General features: G+C 71.0%; 15 protein-coding genes and 1 pseudogene. 5 read left to right on the top strand and 11 right to left on the bottom strand.

Annotated features, from left to right (window positions below; genetic code table 11):
• Window positions 1–3: 3 nt before the first annotated feature.
• Genes BUS84_RS10615 through BUS84_RS10600 form a run of 4 tightly spaced genes read right to left on the bottom strand, consistent with a single transcriptional unit; the run spans window position 4 to window position 4,692 of the window.
• On the bottom strand, window positions 4–870 hold the full coding sequence (locus BUS84_RS10615; protein WP_074310956.1) for an XdhC family protein: 867 nt from the start codon (window positions 868–870) through the stop codon (window positions 4–6).
• A gap of 11 nt (window positions 871–881) precedes the next feature.
• The gene (locus tag BUS84_RS10610; protein WP_074310953.1) at window positions 882–3,272 is read right to left on the bottom strand and encodes an aerobic carbon-monoxide dehydrogenase large subunit; all 2,391 of its coding nucleotides are present in this window, start codon (window positions 3,270–3,272) and stop codon (window positions 882–884) included.
• Window positions 3,269–3,817 (bottom strand): (2Fe-2S)-binding protein, encoded by a 549-nt coding sequence (locus BUS84_RS10605; protein ID WP_074310951.1) that lies wholly within the window; start codon window positions 3,815–3,817, stop codon window positions 3,269–3,271. The genes BUS84_RS10610 and BUS84_RS10605 overlap by 4 nt, the downstream gene beginning before the upstream one ends.
• Before the next feature lie 2 nt (window positions 3,818–3,819).
• Complete coding sequence (locus tag BUS84_RS10600) at window positions 3,820–4,692, bottom strand: FAD binding domain-containing protein (protein WP_074310949.1); 873 nt, start codon at window positions 4,690–4,692, stop codon at window positions 3,820–3,822.
• A gap of 118 nt (window positions 4,693–4,810) precedes the next feature.
• Here BUS84_RS10600 and BUS84_RS10595 point away from each other — a divergent pair, with 118 nt between their 5' ends.
• The 4 genes and pseudogenes from BUS84_RS10595 (at window position 4,811) to nrfD (ending at window position 11,479) form a co-directional block, all read left to right on the top strand.
• A complete protein-coding gene (locus tag BUS84_RS10595) occupies window positions 4,811–5,971 on the top strand; it encodes an XdhC family protein (protein ID WP_074310947.1) in 1,161 nt (386 codons plus the stop codon).
• A gap of 119 nt (window positions 5,972–6,090) precedes the next feature.
• Window positions 6,091–9,339 (top strand): annotated as a pseudogene (fdh, locus tag BUS84_RS10585) (formate dehydrogenase); the annotation flags it as partial.
• Window positions 9,340–9,368: 29 nt separating this feature from the next.
• Window positions 9,369–10,412, top strand: coding sequence for a 4Fe-4S dicluster domain-containing protein (locus BUS84_RS10580; protein WP_074310941.1), 1,044 nt, complete (start codon window positions 9,369–9,371; stop codon window positions 10,410–10,412).
• A complete protein-coding gene (gene nrfD / locus BUS84_RS10575) occupies window positions 10,409–11,479 on the top strand; it encodes an NrfD/PsrC family molybdoenzyme membrane anchor subunit (protein WP_074310939.1) in 1,071 nt (356 codons plus the stop codon). Before BUS84_RS10580 ends, nrfD begins: the two co-directional genes overlap by 4 nt.
• 124 nt (window positions 11,480–11,603) lie before the next feature.
• Here nrfD and BUS84_RS10570 read toward each other — a convergent pair whose 3' ends face one another.
• From BUS84_RS10570 to BUS84_RS10540, 7 genes are all read right to left on the bottom strand, one after another.
• Window positions 11,604–13,160 (bottom strand): OFA family MFS transporter, encoded by a 1,557-nt coding sequence (locus BUS84_RS10570; protein ID WP_074310937.1) that lies wholly within the window; start codon window positions 13,158–13,160, stop codon window positions 11,604–11,606.
• A gap of 481 nt (window positions 13,161–13,641) precedes the next feature.
• The gene (locus BUS84_RS10565) at window positions 13,642–15,219 is read right to left on the bottom strand and encodes an MDR family MFS transporter (protein WP_074310935.1); all 1,578 of its coding nucleotides are present in this window, start codon (window positions 15,217–15,219) and stop codon (window positions 13,642–13,644) included.
• Window positions 15,220–15,293: 74 nt separating this feature from the next.
• Window positions 15,294–15,914: an acyl-CoA-like ligand-binding transcription factor gene (locus BUS84_RS10560; RefSeq protein WP_074310934.1), complete on the bottom strand. Its 621-nt coding sequence runs from the start codon at window positions 15,912–15,914 to the stop codon at window positions 15,294–15,296.
• 40 nt (window positions 15,915–15,954) lie between these two features.
• The gene (locus tag BUS84_RS10555) at window positions 15,955–16,812 is read right to left on the bottom strand and encodes an alpha/beta fold hydrolase (protein ID WP_074310932.1); all 858 of its coding nucleotides are present in this window, start codon (window positions 16,810–16,812) and stop codon (window positions 15,955–15,957) included.
• Window positions 16,813–16,814: 2 nt separating this feature from the next.
• On the bottom strand, window positions 16,815–17,681 hold the full coding sequence (locus tag BUS84_RS10550; RefSeq protein ID WP_074310930.1) for an SDR family oxidoreductase: 867 nt from the start codon (window positions 17,679–17,681) through the stop codon (window positions 16,815–16,817).
• Between the two features lie 13 nt (window positions 17,682–17,694).
• Window positions 17,695–17,991 (bottom strand): DUF4873 domain-containing protein, encoded by a 297-nt coding sequence (locus BUS84_RS10545; protein WP_074310928.1) that lies wholly within the window; start codon window positions 17,989–17,991, stop codon window positions 17,695–17,697.
• The gene (locus BUS84_RS10540) at window positions 17,988–18,716 is read right to left on the bottom strand and encodes a TetR family transcriptional regulator (protein WP_074310926.1); all 729 of its coding nucleotides are present in this window, start codon (window positions 18,714–18,716) and stop codon (window positions 17,988–17,990) included. Before BUS84_RS10540 ends, BUS84_RS10545 begins: the two co-directional genes overlap by 4 nt.
• A 48-nt stretch (window positions 18,717–18,764) precedes the next feature.
• Here BUS84_RS10540 and BUS84_RS10535 point away from each other — a divergent pair, with 48 nt between their 5' ends.
• Window positions 18,765–19,661, top strand: coding sequence for an AurF N-oxygenase family protein (locus tag BUS84_RS10535; RefSeq protein WP_074310924.1), 897 nt, complete (start codon window positions 18,765–18,767; stop codon window positions 19,659–19,661).
• Window positions 19,662–19,681: the final 20 nt, after the last annotated feature.

Below are 19,681 nucleotides of genomic sequence, written 5' to 3'. Positions count from 1 at the left end.
GGGCTACGCCGCCGTGAAACGCGCGAGGCAGCCGGCGCAGCAGAACCAGATGTCCTGCCCGTCGACCCGCGCGTACGGCGTTTCCGGCCCGACCAGCACGGTCATCCCGCACACCGGGTCGACGGCCTGGTGCGGCCTCGCGGTCGGCGCGCCCGACGACGGGCTCAGCCCGTGCACCCGGATCGCCCGGACCACCTCCGACATGATGGACAGTGCGATCTCCTGCGGCGTACGCGCGCCGATTTCCAGCCCGGCCGGCGAGTGGACGCGGGCCCGCTCGGCGTCGGTCAACCCGAGCTCGTCGAGCACGACCGCGCCGCGTTTGTGGCTGGCGACCAGCGCGACGAAGCCCACGCCGGCGTCCAGCGCGGCCCGGATCGCGTCCTGCTCGCCCCTGCCCAGCCCGGCCACCACGACGGCGGTGCAGCCGGCGTGGTCGTCGGACGTGACGACGTCGAAGTCCAGGAACGCCGCCAACGTCGCCACCGCAGCGGCGATCGGCGTGTCACCGACCACCCGCAGCGCCGGCGCCGGCAGCATCGGTCGAAGGAAGACCTCGACGGCGCCGCCGGAGTGGCACGGGTTCACCACCACCCGCGCCCCCGGCGTCTCGGGAAACGGGGTCGCGCCGTCCGGCAGCACCCGCAGCAGCAGGGCGTCACCGTCGCGCAGGGCGTCGAGCGCGGCGGCCCGCACCGAACTCTCGGCGCATACCCCGCCCACGAAGCCCTCGATCGAGCCGTCCGCCCGGATCACCGCGGCGTCGCCCGGTCGGGCCGACGTCGGCTCCTGGGCGCGGACCACGGTGGCGTGCACGAACGGCTCGCGGGAGGTGGTCAGCTCCCGGGCGCGGTCCGCGATGGTGGTCATCCTCGGCCCCCTCAGACCGGCGGCCGGGCCTGGCCGCGCATCGCGTCCCAGACCCGCGACGGCGTCAGCGGCATGTCGGCGTGCCGTACGCCGAAGGGCTTGAGGGCGTCCACGACCGCGTTGACGATCGCCGGGGGAGAACCGACCGTCGCCGACTCGCCGACGCCCTTCGCCCCGATCGGGTGGTGCGGCGACGGGGTGACGGTGAAGCCGGTCTCCCAGTCGGGCACCTCGAGTGACGTCGGGATCAGGTAGTCCATCAGCGACGCGCCGAGGCAGTTGCCGTCCTCGTCGAACGCGATCATCTCCATCAGCGCCATGCCGACCCCGTCGGTCAGCCCGCCGTGCACCTGCCCCTCGATGATCATCGGGTTGATCCGGGTGCCGCAGTCGTCGACCGCGATGAACCGCCGCACCTTCACCTGCGCGGTGCCGGGATCGATGTCCACCACGCAGATGTACGCGCCGTGCGGGTACGTCAGGTTCGACGGGTTGTAGCAGATCTGCGCCTCGAGCCCGCCCTCGATGCCCTCGGGCAGGTCACCCGCGCCGTGCGCGCGCATGGCGATGTCCTGGATCGTGACGGACGTGCCCGGGTCGCCCTTGACGTGGAACGCGCCCTTCTCCCACTCCAGGTCCGCCACCGAGACCTCGAGCATGCCCGAGGCGATGATCCGGGCCTTGTCGCGGACCTTGCGCGCCACCAGGGCGGCCGCCGCGCCCGACACAGGCGTCGAGCGGCTGCCGTACGTGCCGAGGCCGAACGGGGTGTTGTCGGTGTCGCCGTGCAGCACCTCGATGTCGGCCGGCGGGATCCCGATCTCCTCGGCGACGATCTGCGCGAACGTGGTCTCGTGCCCCTGGCCCTGGGACTGCACGCTGAGCCGTACCACGGCCTTGCCGGTCGGGTGGACGCGCAGCTCGCAGCCGTCCGCCATGCCCAGCCCGAGAATGTCCATGTTCTTGCGGGGGCCGGCGCCGACCGCCTCGGTGAAGAACGCGATGCCGATGCCCATCAGTTCGCCCCGGGCTCGCTTCTCCTCCTGCTCACGGCGCAGCTCGGCGTAGCCGGCCATGTCCATCGCTAGCCGCATGGTCGGCTCGTAGTTGCCGGAGTCGTACACCCAGCCGGTCTTCGTCGTGTACGGGAACTGCTCCGGCTTGATGAAGTTCTTCAGCCGCAGTTCGGCCGGGTCCATGCCCAGCTCGTCGGCGAGACAGTCGACGATCCGCTCGACCAGGTAGACCGCCTCGGTGATCCGGAACGAGCAGGCGTACGCGACGCCGCCGGGCGCCTTGTTGGTGTAGACCGCCGTCATCCTGCAGTAGGCGGCCTCGATGTCGTAGCTGCCGGTGAAGACCCCGAAGAAGCCGGCCGGGTACTTCACCGGCGCGGCGGTGCCGTTGAACGCGCCGTGGTCGGCCAGCACGTTGGTGCGGATGCCGAGGATCCGGCCGTCCCGGGTCGCCGCGATCTCACCGCGCATGATGTAGTCGCGGGCGAAGCCGGTGCTGATCAGGTTCTCCGACCGGTCCTCCATCCACTTCACCGGTTTGCCCGTGACGATCGAGGCGACGATCGCGCAGACGTACCCGGGGTAGATCGGCACCTTGTTGCCGAACCCGCCGCCGATGTCCGGCGAGATCACCTGGATCTTGTGCTCCGGGATGCCCGCCACGATGGCGTAGAGGGTGCGGTGCGCGTGTGGCGCCTGGGTGGTGGACCAGAGCCGCAGCTTGCCGTCGACGGCGTCGAAGTCGGCGACGGCCCCACACGTCTCCATCGGCGCCGGATGCACCCGCGGGTAGACGAGATCCTGGCTGACCACGACGTCCGCGCGCGCGAACACCGCCTCGGTGGCCGCCTCGTCGCCGGTCTCCCAGTCGAAGCAGTGGTTGTTCGCCTTACCCTCGAGGTCGTCGCGGATGAGCGGGGCGCCCGGCTCCAACGCCCGGCGGGCGTCGATCACCGGGTCGAGGACGTCGTACTCGACGTCGATCAACTCCAACGCGTCGCGCGCCGCGTAGCGGTCCTCGGCGACGACGAAGGCGACCTCCTGGCCCTGGAAGCGCACCTTGTCGGTGGCGAGCACGGCCTGCACGTCGTTGGAGAGGGTCGGCATCCAGGCCAGGCCCTGCTGCGCCAGCATCGCGCCGGTCACCACCGCCCTGACCCCGGGCGACGCCTCGGCGGCGCTCGTGTCGATGCTGACGATCCGGGCGTGCGCCACCGGAGCCCGGAGGATGGCCAGGTGCAGCATGCCGGGCAGTTGAACGTCGTCGACGTACCGGCCGCGACCGCGGAGAAACCGCGGGTCCTCCTTACGCAGCATCCGGCCGTACCCGACGGGTTTCTGGTCGTTGTCGTGGAAGGTGTCCACGCGCTCGTGCACGGTGGTCATGCGGCGGCCTCCGCGGGCTGGCCGGCGGTGTCGATCTCGCCGGCCTCGGTCGATTCGGTGGTCTCGGCGACCCGGGCGGCGGCCTCCGCCTCGGCCACGGCGGCCCAGCGGACCGACCGCACGATGGTGGCGTAGCCCGTACACCGGCAGATCTGACCCGAGATCGCCTCCCGGATCTCCGTCTCGCTCGGATCCGGGTTCCGGTCGAGCAGCGCTCGGGCGGTCATCATCATCCCCGGCGTGCAGAAACCGCACTGCAGGCCGTGGCACTGCATGAAACCCTCTTGGACCGGGTCGAGCTGGGCGCCCTTGGCGAGGCCCTCGACGGTACGCACCCGGTGGCCGCCGGCCATCGCGGCGAGCACCGTGCACGACTTCACCGGCTCGCCGTCCAACCAGACCACGCAGGTGCCGCAGTTGCTGGTGTCGCAGCCCCAGTGCGTGCCGGTCAGGCCCAGCACGTCCCGCAGGAAGTGCACCAGCAGCAGCCGGGCCTCGATCTCCCGGGTGACCTCGACGTCGTTGACGGTCATCGTGACCTGCATGCTCAGCTCCTCGCCCGCTCGACGGCCCGGCGCAGGGTCCGTCTGGTCAGCTCGGCGGCCAGATGCCGCTTGTAGTCGACGCTGCCGCGCTGGTCGGTCGCCGGATCGCAGCTACCCGCGGCGATCGCTCCGGCCTGCTCGAACAGGCTCTCGGAGGGCTCACGCCCGCGCAGCGCCGCCGAGATCTCCGGGATGCCCGTCGTGTTCGGGCCGACCGCGGCGAGCCCGACCCGGGCGTCCACGATCGCGCCGCCGTCGAGCCACACCGCCGCGCCGGCCGACACCACGGCCCAGTCGCCGGCCCGGCGCTCGACCTTCTCGTACGCGCTGCCGCATCCGGGCCGCACCGGCAACCGCACCTCAACCAGCATCTCGCCGTCCGCGACGGCCGTCTCGTACGGCCCGACGTGGAACTCCTCCATCGACACGACCCGCTCGGCGCCGCCCGGGCCGCGAATGACGCACCTCGCGTCCAGCGTCGTGCAGACCGCCGAGAGGTCCTCGGACGGGTCGGCCTGGCAGAGCGATCCGCCCAGCGTTCCCCGGTTGCGCACCACCGGGTCCGCGATCACCCGCTCGGCGTCGGCGAAGATGGGGAACGCCGCGGCCAGCTGGGCTGACTCGAGCAGCTCCCGATGTCGGGTGAGCGCGCCGATCCGTACCTCGTCCGGGCCCGTCTCGACGTAGCCGAGTTCGGCGTGCAGGTCGTTGATGTCGATGAGGTAGTCGAAGTTGGCCAGCCGGAGCTTCATCATCGGCAGCAGGCTGTGCCCGCCGGCGATCAGCCGTGCCGTGCTGCCCAGCCGCTCCAGCAGGCCGATTGCATGATCCACACTGGTGGCTCGCTCGTACTCGAACGGTGCCGGCACCTGCATGTCGCACCTCCGTGGTTGCGGAAAATCTGATCCCGGCGCCGGCCGAAGTCAACGGCGACCTAAGCAACTGCTTAGGTCGCCGTTGACGGTGCCGCCGGCGCTCGCGGATCGTGCGGCCATGAGGGACATCGTCGACGGACTGACCGGCTGGCGCGCCGCCGGCGTTCCGTTCGCCGTCGCGACCGTCGTCCGAACCTGGCAGTCGGCGCCCCGGCAGCCCGGCGCCGCCATGGCCGTCTCCGCCAGCGGCGAGGTCCTGGGCAGCATCTCGGGCGGGTGCGTCGAGGGCGCCGTCTACGAGCTGTGCCGGGCGGCGGTCGAGACCGGCCAGGCCCGCACCCAGACCTACGGCGTCAGCGACGACGACGCGTTCGACGTCGGCCTGACCTGCGGCGGCACGATCGAGATCCTGGTTCAGCCGGACGTCGCGATGACCGAGCCCGACGAGGTGCTCGCGGCGATCCGGGACGGCCGGCCGGTCGCCACGGCATCGGTCGAGAACGCGCAGCTGGTGATCTGGCCCGACCGGGTCGCGGGCAGCCTCGGCGCGTCGAACCTGGACGACGCGGTTGCCCGTCACGCCGCCGGCATGCTCGCCCTCGGCACCACCGGCATGGTCCACCTCGGCCGCCAGGGGGAGGAGCGACTCGACGAGGTGTCGGTGTTCGTCCAGTCGTACGTGTCCCCAGCCCGCATGATCATTTTCGGTGCGATCGACTTCGCCGCCGCGATGGCCCGGATCGGCCGGTTCCTCGGCTACCACGTCACGGTCTGCGACGCCCGCCCGGTGTTCGCCACCCGTACGCGCTTCCCGGACGTCGACGACCTCGTCGTCCAGTGGCCGCACACGTATCTGGAGTCGACGACCGTGGACGACCGCACGGTGCTCTGCGTCCTGACCCACGACCCGAAGTTCGACGTGCCGCTGCTCGAGGTCGCCCTGCACACCCCCGCCCGCTACATCGGGGCGATGGGCAGCCGCCGTACGCACTCCGATCGGCTACGACGGCTGCGCGAGGCGGGCGTGAGCGAGGCCGCCCTGGCCCGGCTCTCCTCGCCGATCGGGCTGGACCTCGGCGCGCGCACGCCGGAGGAGACGGCCGTGGCGATCGCCGCCGAGATCATCGCCGAGGCGTGGGGCGGCTCGGGTCGCCCGCTCACCGACCTCGAGACCCCGATCCACCGCCCGCCCCTGACCGAGCCACAGGCCTCCTGCTCCGCCCGGGGTCGTCAGGATCTCGTTGCCCACGTCGTACCACCTCGGCCTTCCCCGGCCTGATCGACCGGGCCGGGGAGGGCATTCGTCGGTGAGCTGCGGGATCCCGCTGCGCGCTGGGTGGCCGCTCATCTATTGTCGGTCTGTTCACGTTTTATCGCTTTCGTCGGAAAGGTGCAGTGATGGGGGTGCGGCGCTGGGTCGAAAGCTGGCCGCTCTACCGTCAGGTCACCGGCACCGACCCGCTGGGTCGGGGCGCCGCGGCCAAATCCGCCCGCTCCCTGTCGCTCACCGCCCGCACCGACACCGCCGACTCGGTGGCCAAGTCCGTCTGTCCCTACTGCGCCGTCGGCTGCGCCCAGCGGGTGTACGTCAAGGACGGGCAGGTCACCCAGATCGAGGGCGATCCGGACAGCCCGATCTCCCAGGGTCGGCTCTGTCCGAAGGGTGCGGCCAGCAAGAGCCTGGTGACCAGCCCGTTGCGGCAGACGACGGTCCGCTACCGCCGGCCGTACGGCACCGAGTGGGAGGACCTCGACCTCGACACGGCGATGAACATGATCGCTGATCGGGTGCTGGCGGCCCGGGACGAGACGTGGGAGGACGTCGACGCCGAGGGCCGGCCGCTCAACCGGACGCTGGGTATCTGCAGCCTGGGTGGGGCGACGCTGGACAACGAGGAGAACTACCTCATCAAGAAGTTGTTCACCGCGATGGGGGCGCTCCAGATCGAGAACCAGGCCCGTATTTGACACTCCGCCACCGTCCCCGGTCTGGGGACCAGCTTCGGTCGCGGCGGCGCCACCCAGTTCCAGCAGGACCTGGCCAACTCAGACGTGATCGTCATCCAGGGCTCGAACATGGCCGAGGCACATCCGGTGGGCTTCCAGTGGGTGATGGCGGCCAAGCGTCGGGGTGCGAAGGTCTTCCACGTCGACCCGCGGTTCACCCGGACCAGCGCGCTGGCTGACGCGTACCTGCCGATCCGGGCGGGCACCGACATCGCGCTGCTGGGCGGGGTGGTGCGTTACATCCTGGACAACGAACTCGACTTCCGGGAGTACGTGGTCTCCTACACCAACGCCGCCACGATTGTGACCGACGAGTACCTCGACACTGAGGATCTGCACGGCCTCTTCTCCGGCTTCAAGGAGGACAACGCCAGTTACGACCAGAAGAGTTGGCGGTACGAGGGGGACGGGCAGAACGTCGCGACCCGGGACACCGAGACACAGCGGGAAACCGCTGCCGGGCTGGAGCACGAGTCGCACGGCGCACCGGTGAACGGGCAGACCGAACGGGACGAGACGTTGCAGCATCCGCGCTGCGTCTACCAGATCCTGAAGCGGCACTTTGCCCGTTACACGCCGGAGATGGTGGAGCGGGTCTGCGGCATCTCGCAGGAGAAGTTCCTGGAGCTGGCTCAGGCCTGGACGCAGAACTCCGGCCGGGAGCGGACCGGAATGCTCGTCTACTCGGTGGGCTGGACGCAGCACAGCGTCGGGGTGCAGTACATCCGCACGGGCGCGATCATCCAACTGCTGCTCGGCAACATGGGCCGTCCGGGTGGTGGAGTGATGGCCCTGCGTGGGCACGCCAGCATCCAGGGCTCGACGGACATCCCGACGCTGTTCAATCTGCTGCCCGGCTACCTGCCGATGCCGCACCACGCGGATCACCCGACGCTGGACGAGTGGGTGGACAGCATCCGGCACCCGGGGCAGAAGGGCTTCTGGGGTAACGCGCGCACCTACGGGGTGAACCTCCTCAAGGCGTACTGGGGGGACGCGGCCACCGCCGAGAACGACTACTGCTACGGCTACATGCCGCGGATGACCGGCGACCACGGTACCTACCAGCAGGTGCTGAACATGATCGACGGGAAGGTCAAGGGGTACTTCCTGCTCGGGCAGAACCCGGCGGTCGGCTCGGCGCACGGCCGCGCCCAGCGCCTCGGCATGGCGAATCTGGACTGGCTGGTCGTCCGAGACCTGTTCATGATCGAGAGCGCCACGTTCTGGCAGCACGCGCCGGAGATCGAGACCGGCGAGATCGTGCCCGAAGAGTGCCGTACGGAGGTGTTCTTCCTGCCCGCCGCCTCGCACGTGGAGAAGGAGGGCAGCTTCACCCAGACCCAGCGGCTGCTGCAGTGGCGGGAGAAGGCCGTCGAGCCACCAGGCGACGCCCGCTCCGAGCTGTGGTTCTTCTACCACCTCGGACGCATCATCCGGGAACGGTTGGCTCAGTCGACCCGACCCCGCGACCGGGCACTGCTCGACCTGAACTGGCACTACCCGACGCACGGGCCGAACGCCGAGCCGAGCGCCGAATCGGTGCTGTACGAGATCAACGGCTACGAGGTGGCCAGCGGCCGGCCGTTGTCGACGTTCACCGAGATGAAGGACGACGGCTCCACCGCCGGTGGGTGCTGGATCTACACGGGTGTGTACGCCGACGGCGTGAACCAGGCGGCCCGACGCAAGTCCCGGCACGAGCAGGACTGGGTGGCCGCCGAGTGGGGCTGGGCCTGGCCGGCGAATCGACGCATCCTCTACAACCGCGCCTCCGCCGACCCGGACGGCAGACCGTGGAGCGAACGTAAGAAGTACGTCTGGTGGGACCCGCAGAAGGCCGAGTGGACCGGCTACGACGTGCCGGACTTCGAAAAGACCAAACCGCCGTCCTACCGGCCGCCACCGGGCTCCTCGGGCATCACGGGGCTCGCCGGCGACGACCCGTTCGTCCTCCAAGGCGACGGCAAGGGCTGGCTGTACGCCCCCACCGGCGTGCTCGACGGGCCGATGCCCACGCACTACGAGCCCGTCGAGTCGCCGGTGCGTAACCCGCTCTACCGGCAGCAGGCCAACCCGACCCGCAAGGTCTACATACACCCGATCAACACGCTTAACCCGAGCCCACCGGAGCCGCACAGCGCGGTGTTCCCGTACGTGTTCACGGTCAGCCGGCTCACCGAGCACCACACCGCCGGCGCGATGAGCCGGACGGTCCGCCCACTGGCCGAGCTGCAACCGGAGATGTTCGTCGAGGTATCGCCGGAGTTGGCGGCCGAACGCGGGCTGAACCACCTGGGCTGGGCCCACCTGGTCACCGCGCGCGCGGCCATCGAGGCGAAGGTGCTGGTGACCGACCGGCTCACTCCGCTGCGGGTGGACGGCCGGATCATCCACCAGGTGTGGTTGCCGTACCACTTCGGCTTCGAGGGCCTGGTGACCGGCGACTCGGCCAACGACCTGTTCGGCATCAGCCTCGACCCCAACGTCCTGATCCAGGAGAGCAAGGTCGGCACCTGTGACGTCCGGCCCGGTCGACGCCCGAGAGGCCAGGAGCTGCTGGAACTCGTCGTCGACTACCGGCGACGGTCCGGGGATCTCGTACAGCACTATCCACCGCAGGTCACGACCGACATCGCTGACAGCGGCCGCGACCCGGAGGTCTGACGATGCCCCACGCCAACAGCCTGTACGGCCCGCTCGACCCGGCGCCCGACGCCGGCTACGTCGATGCCCCGCCACGGATGGGGTTCTTCACCGACACCAGCGTCTGCATCGGCTGCAAGGCGTGCGAGGTGGCCTGCAAGGAATGGAACCTCGTCCCCGAGAGCGGGCTCGACCTGCTGGGCATGTCGTACGACAACACCGGGGCGCTGACCGCGAACTCGTGGCGGCACGTCGCGTTCGTCGAGCAGTCGCGCCCGATCGGCTGGGCGACCCCGGCGTTCCGCGACACTCCGGACGGGCCGCCGGTCAGCCCGGAGACGGCGGCGGTCGGGGCGCACACCAGCACCGACACCGGGACGTACCCGGGTCTGCCCACCGGCTCGCCGCCGGCGGCGGCTCGGATGGCCGCTGGGCCGGAGTTCCTCGGGATGCCGGGTGCGCAGCCGCCGGGTCGGGGCACCGGCGCGGAGCAACGTACGGATTTCCGTTGGTTGATGATGTCGGATGTGTGCAAGCACTGCACGCATGCGGCGTGTCTGGATGTCTGCCCGACGGGTTCGTTGTTTCGTACGGAGTTCGGCACGGTGGTGGTGCAGGAGGACATCTGCAATGGGTGTGGTTACTGCATTTCGGCCTGCCCGTACGGGGTGATCGATCAGCGTAAGGATGATGGTCGGGCGTGGAAGTGCACGCTGTGTTACGACCGGTTGGGTGTGGGGATGACGCCGGCGTGTGCGCAGGCGTGTCCGACGGAGTCGATCCAGTACGGGGCGTTGGACGAGTTGCGGGAGCGGGCTGCCGCGCGGGTGGCGACCCTGCATGAGCGGGGGGTGCCCGAGGCGCGGTTGTACGGGCACGACCCGAACGACGGGGTCGGTGGTGACGGGGCGTTCTTCCTGCTGTTGGATGAGCCGGAGGTGTACGGGCTGCCGCCGGACCCGATCGTGACCACCCGCGACCTACCGGCCATGTGGAAACGCGCCGGGCTCGCGGCATTGACGATGGCCGCCGCCACCGCAGTCGCGTTCATGGGCAGGCGGCCATGACGGACACGACGCCACCCGAGCCGGCCGGCGCCCGGTTCCGCGAGTTCCAGGCCCGCCTCGACCAGCCCGACGGGCAGCACCACCGCCAGCCCGGTCGAGGGCGTGGCCACGGCGGCGAGCAGCTGACCGTGCCGCCGGCCGACTTCAGCTCCTACTACGGCCGGCCGGTCCTCAAGCCGCCGGTCTGGAAGCACGACATCGCTGGCTACCTGTTCACCGGCGGCCTCGCCGCGGGGAGCGCGCTGATTGGCGCGGGTGCCCAACTGACCGGACGGCCCGGGCTGCGGACGGTGAGCCGCTGGACAGCCCTCGGCGGCGTCGCCGCCAGCACGTACCTGCTGGTTCACGACCTCGGGCGGCCGGACCGGTTCCACCACATGCTCCGGGTCGCCAAGCTGACCTCGCCGATGTCGGTCGGCACCTGGATCCTCGCCGCGTTCGGGCCGCTGGCCGGCGTGGCCGCGGTCACCGAGCTGGCGCCGCTGCTCCCGCAGCACGGTGCGCTCGGCCTTGCCCGCCGACTGGCGCCGCCCATCGGCAACGTCGCCGGCCTGGCCGCCGCGGCCACCGCGCCGGCTCTGGCCACCTACACCGGGGTGCTGCTCGCCGACACCGCCGTGCCGTCCTGGCACGACGCGTACCCGTCACTGCCGTTCGTCTTCGCCGGCAGCGCGCTCGCCGCCGCGTCCGGGGTCGGGCTGATGGCGGCGCCGGCCGCGGAGACCGCCCCGCTGCGGCGGCTCGCGCTGGCAGCCGCGACCATCGAACTTGTCGGCGGTCGCCGGTTGGAGCGGCTGGGCCTGACCGGCGAGCCCTACGCGCAGGGACGCAGCGGCCGACTGGTCCGGGCGGGGCGCGCGCTGCTCGCCGTGGGCACCGCCGCCGCACTGGTCAGCCGGCGCAGCAGGATCTTGTCGGCGATCTCCGGCGCGGCCCTCGTGGCGTCGTCCGTCGCTACCCGGTTCGGCGTCTTCGAGGCCGGCAGGGCGTCCGCGCGCGATCCGAAGTACACGGTCGTGCCGCAGCGGGAGCGGCTCGAGCAGAACGAGTCGACGGCCGTCCGTTAGCGCGGAGCGCGTAGACCGCACGCCCCGGGCCTGGGAGCCGTTCGTCCGGGGTGTGGGCGCGCGCGGTGCCCGCGCCCCGTGTCCGCGCCCCGGCGCCATCATCCTCGCCGGGGCGCGGATGACATCAGCCGGTGAACAGCTTCGCGGCGGTGATGGCGGTCTGGACGATGCCGTATCCGAGTAGCGCCGTGACGAGCAGCCACGACAGCCAGAGCCGCCCGGTCTGGCCGCCGACCTGCTGCGGCACCGGGGGTTGACTGTCCGGGCCGAGGGCGACCGGGTCGGTGACGGTGGCACGCGCCACGGGCGAGGTCGGTCCCCGGTCGGGCTCGTGGAACCGTTCCGGCACGGAGCGGATCAGCAGGTTGGCGATGAACCCGATGGCGAGGATGCCCACCATCGTGAACAGCGCGGGCCGGTACGCCGACGCGGTGAGGGTGCCGGGCTTGCCCTGCGTGTCGAGGATCCCGTTGACGATCAACGGCCCGGCGACGCCCGCCGCCGACCAGGCGGTCAGGAGCCGGCCGTGGATGGCGCCGACCTGGAAGGTGCCGAACAGGTCCCGCAGGTAGGCGGGGGCAGTGGCGAAGCCGCCGCCGTAGAACGAGATGATGGCGGCGGCGATCAGCACGAAGACCGCCGTCGCGGCGTGGCCGGCCACGGCGAGCAGCGCGTAGAGCACCATGCCGACGCCGAGGTAGACCATGTAGATGGGCTTGCGGCCGATGAGGTCGGAGGTCGTCGACCAGACGAAACGCCCGGCCATGTTGAACAGCGACAGCACTCCCACGAAACCGGCCGCCGCCGACACCGAGACGGCGCTGACCCCGTTGTCCCGGAAGAAGTCCTGGATCATTGGGCTGGCCTGTTCCAGGATGCCGATGCCCGCGGTGACGTTGCAGAACAGCACGATCCACAGCAGCCAGAACGAACGGGTGCGTACGGCGTTCGACGCGGACACGCTCGCCCGTGTCACCAGCGGCCGGCTGGCGACGCGCGCGGGGTCGAACCCGGCGGGCCGCCAGTCCGGCGCGGGGACGCGGACGTTGAACGGCCCGAACATCATGATCACGAAGTATCCGATGGCGAACGTGACGAAGAGTGCCACCAGGGCATGTCCCGACGCCACTGCGGCCGGGTTGGCGGGGTTGTAGTCCGGGTCGTAGAGGGAGAGCAGTTGGCGGGCGAGCGGGCCGGCGACCAGTGCTCCGCCGCCGAAACCCATGATGGCCAGCCCGGTGGCGAGGCCGGGCCGGTCCGGGAACCACTTGATCAGCGTGGAGACCGGCGAGATGTAGCCGATGCCGAGCCCGATGCCGCCGATGACGCCGTACCCGAGGTAGAGGAGCCAGAGTTGATGGGTCGCGATGCCGAGCGCGCCGACAAGGAACCCGGTGGCCCAGAAGCAGGCCGAGACGAACATCGCCCGGCGCGGTCCGTTCCGCTCCACCCACCTGCCACCCACGGCGGCGGACGAACCCAGCATGACGATGGCGATGCTGAAGATCGCCCCGATCGCCGTCTGGCTGGTGTCGAAGTGCGCGATGAGGGAGTTCTTGTAGACGCTCGTCGCGTAGACCTGGCCGATGCAGACGTGCACGGCCAGCGCCGCGGTCGGGATGAGCCAGCGGCTGTACCCCGGCGGAGCGACGGTGTGCCGAGGATCGAAGACCGAAAGCATGGGCATCGTCCGCACCTCCTGCGGCTGTGTGGGCCGGCGGCGGCGCAGAACTGGCCGAAGCCTCGCACCGTCACAGCGCCCACTGGGCAGAATTCGCGCATACCCGGATCACGCCGGGTCGGGGAATCTCGCCGGACTCCCGGCAGTCGGCCGAGCGGCGCCGCCACAGTGGCGGCCCGTCGCACGTCTGGCGTCAGCCGGTTGACCGGCTGCACCTCACGTTACGTGGCAACTGGTTCGCAGCTTGTCATTACCGAAAAACGCGGGCCGCGACCCGAGCCGTGCCGGGGGAGTTGGCCTGAGCCCCATACCTCTGAGGCATAGACATGACTCTGAGGTATGGGGCTCTTCGGTGCGGGTGCCGTCCGTGACCGGCCCTCCGCGGACTCTCAGAGGCGGCAGGGAGTGCCCCCGCCGGTCCGTCGGTGGGCGCAGGTCGGGGGCGGGCCAACGGGCCCGCCCCCGACAGTTGCCGTACCGCTCAGTGAGTCGCGGCCTTTGCGGCCGCCTCCTCCTGGGCGCGTCGTTCGTCCCCACTGAGGGTGTGTAGCGGCTTTTCCTTGATGAACAGCACGACGATCAGTGCGAGCAGCGCGATCGGGGCGCCGACCAGGAAGAGGTCGGCGGTGGCGGTGCCGTACACGTCCTGCACGATGCGCAGCACCGGCTCGGGCAGGGTGGACAGGTCGGGCACCTCGGCGGAGCCGCCGCCGGCCGCGGCCGGGCCGAGCCGCTCGGCCGTCAGCGAGGTCACCCGGCTCGCCAGGACCGCACCGAGTGCGCTGACCCCGATGGCGCCGCCCATGCTGCGGAAGAACGTCAGCACGGAGGTGGTGGCACCGAGTTCGTGGGCGGGGACGTCGTTCTGCGCGGCGAGCACGAGGTTCTGCATGAGCATGCCGACGCCGATGCCCAGCACGGCCATGTAGATCGACAGGACGACGACGCTGGTGGTGGCGTCGATGGTGCCCAGGAGCAGCATCCCGACGGTCATCACGGCGGCGCCGGCCACGAGGTAGGCCTTCCACCGGCCGAACTTCGTGATGAGCTGGCCGGCCACCGTCGACGAGACGAGCAGACCGAAGATCATTGGAAGGCTCATCAGGCCCGCGACGGTCGGGGACTTGCCCAGCGAGATCTGGAAGTACTGGGACAGGAAGACCGTGCCACCGAACATCGCGACACCGACCAGCACGCTGGCGGCAGTGGCCAGCGAGACCGTGCGGTTGCGGAAGATGTCCAGCGGAACGATCGGCTCCGCCGCCCGCGATTCGACGAAGACGGCCAGCGCCAGCAGGACCAGACCGCCGAGGACCATCGCGGCCGTCCAGCCCGAGGCCCAGGCGAACTTGTTTCCGGCCAGGGACGACCAGATCAGCAGCGTGCAGACGCCCGCGGTGATGAGCACGGCGCCGAGCCAGTCGATCTTGAACTTGCGGCGGACGACCGGGAGGTGCAGGGTGCGCTGCAGCAGGACGATGGACAGGATGGTGAAGGGGACCCCGATCAGGAAGCACCACCGCCAGCCCAGCCACGACGTGTCGACGAGCAGGCCGCCGATCAGCGGCCCGGCGATGGTGCCGACACCGAAGACCGCGCCGAAGATGCCGGCGTAGCGGCCCAGCTCGCGCGGTGGGATCATCGCCGCCATCACGATCGTGGCCAGCGCCGTCATGCCGCCGGCGCCGATGCCCTGCACGACCCGGCTGATCAGCAGCACCTCGACGTTCGGCGTGAAGCCCGCGATCAGCGAACCCACCACGAACAGCCCCAGCGACAGCTGGATCAGCAGCTTCTTGCTGTAGAGGTCGGCCATCTTGCCCCAGAGCGGCACCGTCGCCGTCATGGCGAGCAGTTCGCTGGTGACGATCCAGGTGTAGACGGTCTGGCTGCCGTTCAGGTCGGCGATGATCCGCGGCAGCGCGTTCGCCACCACCGTGGAGGCGAGGATGGACACGAACATGCCGACCATCAGGCCGGAGAGGGCCTGGAGAACCTCGCGACGCGACATGCGCGTGCTGACGTCGGCTACGTCAGCGGGCGGGGCGGTGGTGGTCATTGACGCTCCCTTGTCGGGGTGTTGTTGGAGGGCTGGCCCCGGAACCGGTACGGCCGGAGCGGGGGCTGGTGTGGTCAGGACGGGGGTGGTGGATCCGGCAGGCCGGCGGCGACCGCGGCGAACGCCTCGTCCACGAAGTCGTGCAGGGGCCGGCTGTCGTCGCCGGCGGCCCAGCGCAGCATCGCGGTGCGGAACGTCGCGCCGGCCACAGCGGTGACCAGCGCCGGGTGGCCGTGGTCGGGATCGACACCGAGGCGGGCGGCGATGGCCGCGATCATGGCCCGCTCGGTCTCGACGTTCCCCGCCATCAGCCGGGGCAGCAGCGCGGGGTTCTGGGCGATGACGGCGAGCCGCAGTCGCCACAGCTCCCGGTCGACCTGCATCGTGTCGACCGCCTCGTCGAGGGCGAGTCGCACGGCCTGCAACGCCGGCACCTCCCGCGGAGCGGTGGCCAGCCGCGCCACGACCGGAGTGCCGTCGAGCGCCGGGTCGTTGGTGAGGGCTTCATCCTTGCAGGTGAAGTAGTTGAAGAAGGTACGCGAGGAGACGTCGGCGGCCTCGCTGATCTCCTCCACCGTCACGTGCTCCAGGCCGCGTTCGGCGACCAGCCGCAGCGCGGCGGCGGTCAGCGCGGCCCGCGTCTGCCGCTTCTTGCGGTCGCGACGCCCGGTGGCAGCCTGGTCGGTATCGGTCACCCGGCGAGGCTAGGAGGGATCTTGCGGAGCCTGCAAGTTTTTATTCTGTGAAGTGATGTTCCTGACTCCCGCGTCGCGCCGCGGCCGGGGGATTGGACGACGCCGAGGGCACGGCACCGGTGGTCTCCAGGATGAGCGCGGCGACCAGATCCGGGTCGTCACTCATCGGCACGTGCCCGCAGCCGGGCAACGTCACCACCCGGGCCGCCGGCAGGCCAGCCCGGGCGCGCTCGGCCTGGTGGACGCCGAAGATGCGGTCGCAGTCACCCCATCCGACGGTCACCGGCACCGTCGCGTCGGCCAGCCGGAGACCGTCGAAGCGGTAGTCGCGGGCGGCCCGGGCCACGGCGTTGAAGCCGAGCCCACGCCGCAGGGCGAGCGCGTCGCCCAGCGCGCGGTCGGCGTCCAGCAGCCTCGGATGGGCCACCAACGGCGCGAAGCACATCGCCCGCAGGTACGCCGAGCGCAGCGCGAGCCGCATGATCGGGGTGGGTAGGTGCGAATTGACCCGCAACATCGTGAGGATGGCCAGTGCCCGGCGGCGCTCGGCGGGGGTGAAGAACCCGGCGGGGGAGAAGGCGGTGGCCGAGGCGACCGCCCCGGTGGCGGCGAGCTCCAGGCTGATCGCCCCACCGAGGCTGTAGCCGGCCACGTGCGGGCGCTCCAGCCCCCATGCGGTCAGGACCGGCAGGATCCCGGCGACGGTGGCGGCCATGTCGGCGGGCATGCCGGCGTCGGGCACCGGGGAGTTCCCGAAGCCGGGCAGGTCGAGCGCGATCACCTCGTGATGGGCGGTGAGCCGGTCGAACACCGGCTCCCAGGCCTGGTGGCGGTGACCGATGCCGTGGATGAGCACGAGCGGCTCACCGCTGCCGGCGCGACGAAAGTGAACGGTCATGGCTACCCCTCCACGGAGGTCCTGCCGAAGGAACGCCCGAGCTGGCGTACCTCGTCTTCCATCTGGTCGACCATGCGGTGCCCGCCGAATCGGGTGATCAGCGCGTCCGAGAGCCCGCTCAACACCACCGGCCGCAGCGCCTGCACCACGGCGAGCGAGCGTGGCACATAGACCTTGCGCTTGCGGCGCTCGATGCCCCGCAGCAGGGCGTCGACGCACTGCTCGACGGGTACGACGGTGGACAGCGGCCACGGCAGCCGGCGCAGCGTGCTGCGGAACGACGCCAGGTCGTCGCGGATGTCCCGGACCAGGTCTGTGTCGATCCAGATCGGATGCGCGGTGCCGACGGTGACGCCGCGCTGGCGGGTCTCCAGCCGTAACACGTTCGCGAACTGCTCCACGCCCGCCTTCGACGCGCAGTAGGCGGCCATGCCGGGCATCGCCGCGAAGGCCGCGGCTGACGAGACGATGAGGACGTGGCCGCGGGCGGCCGTGACGTGGGGCAGCGCCGCGCTGACCGTGCGGATCGCGCCGCAGAGGTTCACCTCGACGGTACGGACCAACGCGTCGATCGGCCCCACGGCGACGGTGCCGAGGTTCGCGATGCCGGCGTTCGCCACGACCACGTCGATGCCGCCGAAGCGCTCCACGGTGGAGGCGACTGCGGCCTCCAGAGCCGTCTGGTCGGTGACGTCGCACTCCTGCCAGTGAGCGTCCAGCTCGGTGCTGAGCTGCTTGAGCAGCTCGGCTTCCAGGCCCACGAGGGCGACCTGGGCGCCGCGGGCGACGGCCGCGCGGGCCAGTTGCGCCCCGATGCCGCGCGCCGCGCCGGTGATGAGCAGGGTCCTGCCGGTCAGGTCATAGCGCATCCGCGTGTCTCCATCACTCCTCCAGAGGCTCGGGCGCCGGGCCCGGTCCGGCCGGCGGCCAGGGCGGATCGCCCACGCCGGTGATCCGTACGCCGCCCCACGGGTCGACCTCGGCGAGCCGGGCGGCCCGGACCCGGTCGGCGATCCGCAGCTCGACGTCACGCTGACCGGAGCGCAGCAGCTGGGCCACCCGCGGATCGGGTTCGATCCGCCCACCCCAGTGGTAGCGGCCGTCGACCGGCTCCCACCGCCCGCTGAGGTGCACCCGGACCGCGGTGCCCGCGACGCCCGCCGGGCCGTGGTAACTCACGGCGCGATCCGTTCGTGGGCTCGGGTGAGCTCGCGCGGCAGGTCGGCGCTGGCGCGTACGCCCTCGATTCCGTTCCACAGCAGAGCGGTCAGGTAGTCGGTGAGGGCCGCGCGGCTGATCGGCTGGCCGTGCGTGGTCCACCAGTCGCCGACCGCCTGCACGAAGCCCACCAGGCCGTACGCCCACGGCTCGGCGGGGCCGGCGTCCAGGCCCAGCGCGCGCAGCCGGTCGCCGATCACGCGAGCCAATCCGGCGGCGACCTGCTGGCTGGTCCCGGCGACCACCTGGTGGATGCCGGGGTGGCCCGACTGGTGCATCAGGAACCGGTAGAGCGTGGGCTGCGCCTCGATCACCCCGAGGTACGCGTCGATGGTCGCCTGCACCAGGCCGCGTTCCTCGCGGACCTGCTCCACGGCGGGCGCCACGGTGTCGATGATCCGGGCCGCCACCACCTCGCTCACCGCGACCCAGAGCTGCGACTTGTCGGCGAAGTAGCGGTACAGGACCGGCTTGCTGACACCGGCGGTGGCGGCCACCTGGTCCATGTCGACCTCCGGCCCGTGTCGCAGCAACGCCTGCACGGCGGCGCCGATCAGGTCCCGCCGTCGCTGCTCACGGTGGTCGGCCCACCGGTCCCGGCGGCCGTTGCCCTTCGCCTTCCGGCCCTCGTCGGGGGCGGGGGTCGCCGGATCGGATCCATTGACATCTTTGAGCGGCGATCGCATGCTACTACTCGTAACAGTTACCCGACGTCACGTCAATATGGAGGAGCCATGGACGCGGGACCGGCGGAATCCGAGCGCGCGGCGGTCGCCGACCGGCTGCTCACCTCCTCGCTACGCACCAGCTACGACCCGGTCGTCGAGATCGACTGGGACGCGCCGCACGTCCCGGGCGCCTACTGGCTCCCGCCGCACCGCAGCAGCCTCTACGGCACCCCGCTCTGGGCCCGGCTCAGCGAGGAGCAGCGCGTCGAGCTCACCAAGCACGAGGTGGCCAGCGCGGCCAGCGCCGGGCTGTGGTTCGAGACGATCCTCATGCAGATGCTGATCCGGCACTACTACGACGCCGACCCGACCAGCCGGCACGCCCAGTACGCGCTGACCGAGGTCGCCGACGAGTGTCGGCACTCCATCATGTTCGGTCGGCTGATCGAGGCGATGGGCTGCCCGGTCTACCGGGCGAACCCGGTCGACCAGTTGCTCGGCCGGTTCCTCAAGGCGACCGCCAGCGGCCCTCGGATGTACGCCGCGATCCTCATCGCCGAGGAGATCCTCGACGCGTTCCAGCGCGAGATCATGGCAGACGAGTCGCTCCAGCCGCTCATCCGGATGGTCTCGCGTATCCACGTGGTGGAGGAGGCACGGCACGTCCGGTTCGCCCGCGAGGAGCTGGGCCGCCAGGTCGCGGCCGCCGGCCCGCTGAGCATGTCGTACGCCCGGCTGTTGGTCGGCCGTGCCGCCCACACGATCGCCAACCGCCTGGTCCATCCGGACGTGTACGCGGCGGTGGATATCCCGCCGGCGGTCGGCCGGGCCGCCGCCCGCGCCAACCCGCACTGGCGTACCACCCTGCGCTGGTCGGCGGAGCGGGTGCACGCCCATTTGGCGGGCGTGGGCCTGGTGGCCGGGCCGGGGCGCCTGCTGTGGACCCGTGCCGGGCTGATTTGACCGATCGCCGCCCCGGTGGT

Source organism: Micromonospora cremea (assembly GCF_900143515.1).
Classification (GTDB): Bacteria; Actinomycetota; Actinomycetes; order Mycobacteriales; family Micromonosporaceae; genus Micromonospora; species Micromonospora cremea.
This window is presented reverse-complemented; position numbering and strand designations above follow the sequence as displayed.

Coding starts and splice junctions, on each gene's coding strand:
- BUS84_RS10615 (WP_074310956.1), bottom strand. CDS start 870: ATGACCACCATCGCGGACCGCGCCCGGGAGCTGACCACCTCCCGCGAG.
- BUS84_RS10610 (WP_074310953.1), bottom strand. CDS start 3,272: ATGACCACCGTGCACGAGCGCGTGGACACCTTCCACGACAACGACCAG.
- BUS84_RS10605 (WP_074310951.1), bottom strand. CDS start 3,817: ATGCAGGTCACGATGACCGTCAACGACGTCGAGGTCACCCGGGAGATC.
- BUS84_RS10600 (WP_074310949.1), bottom strand. CDS start 4,692: ATGCAGGTGCCGGCACCGTTCGAGTACGAGCGAGCCACCAGTGTGGAT.
- BUS84_RS10595 (WP_074310947.1), top strand. CDS start 4,811: ATGAGGGACATCGTCGACGGACTGACCGGCTGGCGCGCCGCCGGCGTT.
- BUS84_RS10580 (WP_074310941.1), top strand. CDS start 9,369: ATGCCCCACGCCAACAGCCTGTACGGCCCGCTCGACCCGGCGCCCGAC.
- nrfD (WP_074310939.1), top strand. CDS start 10,409: ATGACGGACACGACGCCACCCGAGCCGGCCGGCGCCCGGTTCCGCGAG.
- BUS84_RS10570 (WP_074310937.1), bottom strand. CDS start 13,160: ATGCTTTCGGTCTTCGATCCTCGGCACACCGTCGCTCCGCCGGGGTAC.
- BUS84_RS10565 (WP_074310935.1), bottom strand. CDS start 15,219: ATGACCACCACCGCCCCGCCCGCTGACGTAGCCGACGTCAGCACGCGC.
- BUS84_RS10555 (WP_074310932.1), bottom strand. CDS start 16,812: ATGACCGTTCACTTTCGTCGCGCCGGCAGCGGTGAGCCGCTCGTGCTC.
- BUS84_RS10550 (WP_074310930.1), bottom strand. CDS start 17,681: ATGCGCTATGACCTGACCGGCAGGACCCTGCTCATCACCGGCGCGGCG.
- BUS84_RS10540 (WP_074310926.1), bottom strand. CDS start 18,716: ATGCGATCGCCGCTCAAAGATGTCAATGGATCCGATCCGGCGACCCCC.
- BUS84_RS10535 (WP_074310924.1), top strand. CDS start 18,765: ATGGACGCGGGACCGGCGGAATCCGAGCGCGCGGCGGTCGCCGACCGG.